The sequence below is a fragment of the Dethiosulfatibacter sp. genome (genome assembly GCF_983023055.1).
In genome coordinates this window covers 1-4395 of the sequence record NZ_CEZJXU010000160.1, presented here as the reverse complement: position 1 = coordinate 4395, position 4395 = coordinate 1, and the positions used below count along the sequence as shown (strand labels likewise).

Sequence of the window (4395 nt, the reverse complement as noted above, 5' to 3'; positions counted from 1 at the left end):
ATCTTACATAAATCAGTACGAAACTACTTGTGAGTTAAAACTTCCTTTTTAAAGTTATCTTAAATTTTTTTACCATCATAAATATATATCAAACTGCTTTAATAATCAAGCTACTCATGGAAAATATATGAAAACGATTCCATTTTCTTTGGAATTCCAAGGTATTCAAGCTTTAATATTAAATGTTACGAAAACTTAACATTAAAGTCATCAAATGATTTGACATGGTTTTTCATTAGTGCTAAACTCATCTAATGTAGTCAAGCCAATTTTGTTTTAAGCGCATAATTTCTAGCTGTTTTTTAGGAAGCTCCAAATATCACTTAGACAAAGCAACTTCGTTGCGTCATACGTGTAAACGGTGTTGTTCGCGTAGAAAGTTTTTCGTAGATGTAAAATACCAACGCTTCAAGGTATTTTGCATAATATATCTTTCTTACGCTGATTTCCATAGACTAAAAAACAACTGGAAGAAGGTATAATAAAATGAACGAATTTACTAGCTTGGGAATAGCAATTCTTGTAGGACTATTTGCAGGAAAGCTTATTAACAAGGTCAAAATTCCTAGTGTAGCCGGTTATATTATCGCAGGGCTTATACTTGGAGTATCAGGATTTAATATTACAAACTCAGTATTACTGGACAAACTGTCCTTTATCAGTGATTTTGCACTGGGAATAATAGCATTCAATATTGGTAGTGAATTTGAAATCCCCCTTATTAAAAAACTTGGAAAATCAATATTCATAATCGCATTTTTCGAATCTTTCATTGCTTTTGCACTTGTAACGGGGGCATTGCTGGCCCTGGGTCAAAGTATAGCAAATGCACTTGTACTTGGAGCCGTTGCAGCAGCCACGGCACCTGCAGCAACAACTATGGTTCTTAGAGAGCTTAAGGCAAAAGGTCCTCTTACATCAACACTCCTCGGAGTAGTCGCTGTAGACGATGCAATATGTTTGATGATATTCTCAGTTTCATCGGCCATAGCCAAAGTTTTCATAAAACATGAAGCACTGACAGTGACAAAGGTTCTATTGCTTCCCTTGATGGAGATTGTTCTTTCACTTCTTGTTGGAGCTGTAATAGGATTTTGTCTTTCATATATCCTTAATAAAGAAAGAAGAAGCTTAGACATACTTTCATATATACTTGGTGCAATACTAATTTTAATAGGAATCACAACTACTTTCCATTTATCTGCACTGTTATCTGCAATGGCCATGGGTGTAATAGTGGCAAACCTTGTTCCCGACAACAGATATGCATTTGAACAAATTGAAATTTTTTCAACACCAATCGTTTCAATATTTTTCATTCTTGCAGGCTCAAGGCTCAACATTTCAATGATACCTCAACTTGGACTTGTAGGATTTGTATATTTTGCAGTAAGAATCATAGGAAAAACAGCAGGTGCTTCACTAGGAGCATTTATTTCAAAATCATCCACGACTGTCAAGAAATACATCGGTTTCGGTCTTTACTCTCAGGTGGGGGTTGCAGTTGGTCTTGCGATCAGCGTTAGCCGTGAATTTGCAGGAACTGATCTTGGAGACATAGTAATCACAATCCTCCTTGCAACTACAATACTAACTGAAGTAATAGGACCTATAGCAACAAAGACAGCAATAATAAATGCTGGAGAAAGCCAGTTGCACCGACCTAAAATCAAAAAAGAAAGAAAAACCAACAACGATAAAAAGGCTATTTAGACAACACAAAAAAACAGAAACATGCTGATTTTCCAGCGTGTTTCTGTTTTTTTGACTAGTTATTTAATTAGAGTTCAGTTCTGCCTTCGAGAGCCTTAACAAGGGTTACCTCGTCTGTATACTCAATATCTCCACCAATAGGAATTCCGTGGGCTATTCTTGTTACCTTTATGCCCATTGGCTTTACAAGCCTTGCTATGTACATGGCTGTAGCCTCACCTTCAATGGTTGGGTTTGTGGCAAGGATTATCTCCTGTACCTTTTCATTAAGCCTTGTTATGAGTCCTTTGATATTTATTTCATCGGGCCCTATTCCATCAATTGGTGATATAGTTCCATGAAGTACATGGTAGTATCCCTTGAACTCCTTGGTCCTCTCCATTGCAGCAACATCCCTCGAATCCTCTAAAACACAAATAATTGAATCATCTCTTTTTACATTGCTGCAGATATTGCAAAGATCCTTGTCCGTCATATTTCCGCAGACTGAACAAAATTTTATATACTTCTTGGCATCCACAATGGACTGGGCAAGTTTCACTACATCGTCGCCCTTCATCTCAAGTATGTGGAACGCAAGCCTTTGAGCAGTCTTCCTGCCTATTCCCGGCAGTTTGGACATTTCCTCAATAAGCTGATTTATGGGAGCCGCATATTGTTCCATATTAAACCCCGACTAGAACATTCCTGGAATATTCATTCCTCCAGTAATCTTTCCCATTTCCTTTTCCATCATTTCATCTGCTTTCTTTATAGCCTCGTTTACAGCAGCAATAATAAGGTCTTGAAGCATTTCAATATCATCAGGATCTACAACTTCAGGTTGGATTTCTATATTTAGAAGTTCCTTCTTTCCGTTCACTACAGCCTTTATTGCTCCACCACCGGCAGTCGCTTCAACTTCCCTTGTTTCAAGTTCCGCTTGAACCTCACCCATTTGCTTCTGCATTTTTTGTACCTGTTTCATCATATTGTTCATATTTCCGCCCGTTCCTCCAGGCATTTTTCTTCCTTTAGCCATAATAGCCTCCTAATCGATAATTTTTACTTTCTCTTTTCCAAACAATTCAAAAGCTTTTTCATTAATTTTTTCTCTTATTTCCTCATCAGACTCTTTTTTTTTTGAGTCTTCAATTATGAATCTTACTTTCAAATCTTTTTTCAATATATTTTTGAAGACCTGCTCCATGAATTCTATGCTTTCCTTAGCATTTGCCCTGTTTAAATGAAAAGTATATTGTTCAGCAAATCTTAAAATCACTTCTCCCTTTACAACCCGGTGGGGCTGAGATTCCTTGACTATTGCATTCAAGCTTATCTTGCGCTTCTTAACAGTCTGGAGAATGAGATCCCAGTTGTCCTGTATCTGTCTTAGGATTTCACCGTCATCCTCTGCTATGACCTCGGAAACTGCTTCATTTGAAGTTTGTAATACTTCATCTTTATTAGATGTCTCTGTTTTCACAGTCTGCTTCGGTGCCGATTCTGATACTAGTTTTTCTATGTAGACCGTTTCAATTGCTGCAGTTCTTACACTTAACAACTTGATGAGTCTGGTTTCAAGTAGTATTCTGCTGTTTACAGCCCTTTTGCACAGTGCAAGAGTTTCAGACAACTCCTCTATATATCTAATATTGTCATCGACAGTAAGCTTCAAACTTTGATTCTTCATGAGCTTGATTGCATCTTCGCCGGTGTTTACAAAACTCTGACCATCTTTGACGGATTTCAATATCAAAAGATTTCTTAAATGCTCAATGAGACCTTCTAAAAACAATGTTATTTCCTTTCCCTGGGAAAGTATTTCATCAAGAACCATAAGAAGCTCCTTGATGTTCTTATCTATAAGTATATCAGTAAATCTTATGATTGTATTGTAATTTACAGTTCCAAGAAGCATTATTACATCCTCATAGGTGATTTTGTCAACGCTGTATACAAGACATCTGTCCAGAATTGAAAGTGCATCCCTAAGAGCTCCCTCCGAGCTGTTTGCAATCATCCTTAGTGCATTTTCCTCAGCTTCAATGCCTAAGTCACTACATATGGTATTCATATTTGCCATCATGTCCTTTACCGATATTCTCTTAAGGTCAAATCTCTGACATCTCGACAGTATGGTGGCAGGTATCTTCTGGGGCTCCGTAGTGGCCAGTATGAAGAGAAGATGCTCAGGAGGCTCTTCTAGTGTCTTAAGAAGTGCATTGAATGCTCCCTTCGAAAGCATGTGAACCTCATCGATTATATACACCTTGAACTTACTTTGGGATGGAAGGAACTTAACCTTCTCCCTAAGATCTCTGATGTCCTCAACACTATTGTTTGAAGCGGCATCCATCTCTATTACATCCATGTTCCTTTCAGAAAGTATGCCAAGGCATGCATCGCATTCATTACAAGGGTTTCCGTCTGTATTATTTGTACAGTTGACAGCTCTTGCAAATATCTTTGCCGTAGAAGTCTTTCCTGTTCCCCTGATACCGGAAAACAGATATGCATGGGCGGTTGAATTTCTCATTATTTGATTTTTGAGTGTTTCCGTTACATGGTCCTGACCTACAACCTCGTCAAAAGTCTTTGGTCTATATTTTCTGTAAATTGCCTGATGTGACATATAGCACCACCCTTTTTCGTATCTTTATTATTATATCAAAATTATCGTTATAATCAAGCGATAATCCT

4 protein-coding genes are annotated in these 4395 nt (G+C 37.5%); 1 reads left to right on the top strand and 3 read right to left on the bottom strand.

The window, feature by feature from the left end:
* The first annotated feature begins 486 nt into the window (after window positions 1-486).
* A complete protein-coding gene (locus tag AC3AX0_RS06920) occupies window positions 487-1713 on the top strand; it encodes a cation:proton antiporter (RefSeq protein WP_487549576.1) in 1227 nt (408 codons plus the stop codon).
* Between the two features lie 67 nt (window positions 1714-1780).
* On the opposite strand, the gene recR is transcribed toward AC3AX0_RS06920, so the two are convergent.
* From recR to dnaX, 3 genes are read right to left on the bottom strand one after another with little or no spacing between them, the layout of a single operon-like run.
* Window positions 1781-2377, bottom strand: a complete 597-nt coding sequence (gene recR / locus AC3AX0_RS06915; RefSeq protein WP_487549575.1) for a recombination mediator RecR — start codon at window positions 2375-2377, stop codon at window positions 1781-1783.
* A 12-nt stretch (window positions 2378-2389) separates the two neighbouring features.
* Complete coding sequence (locus AC3AX0_RS06910) at window positions 2390-2734, bottom strand: YbaB/EbfC family nucleoid-associated protein (RefSeq protein ID WP_487549574.1); 345 nt, start codon at window positions 2732-2734, stop codon at window positions 2390-2392.
* A 9-nt stretch (window positions 2735-2743) separates the two neighbouring features.
* Window positions 2744-4327, bottom strand: coding sequence for a DNA polymerase III subunit gamma/tau (gene dnaX / locus AC3AX0_RS06905; RefSeq protein ID WP_487549573.1), 1584 nt, complete (start codon window positions 4325-4327; stop codon window positions 2744-2746).
* Window positions 4328-4395: the final 68 nt, after the last annotated feature.

Excerpts from the sequence above, each read along its gene's own strand:
- AC3AX0_RS06920 (WP_487549576.1), top strand. The coding sequence starts at position 487 with ATGAACGAATTTACTAGCTTGGGAATAGCAATTCTTGTAGGACTATTT.
- recR (WP_487549575.1), bottom strand. The coding sequence starts at position 2,377 with ATGGAACAATATGCGGCTCCCATAAATCAGCTTATTGAGGAAATGTCC.
- AC3AX0_RS06910 (WP_487549574.1), bottom strand. The coding sequence starts at position 2,734 with ATGGCTAAAGGAAGAAAAATGCCTGGAGGAACGGGCGGAAATATGAAC.
- dnaX (WP_487549573.1), bottom strand. The coding sequence starts at position 4,327 with ATGTCACATCAGGCAATTTACAGAAAATATAGACCAAAGACTTTTGAC.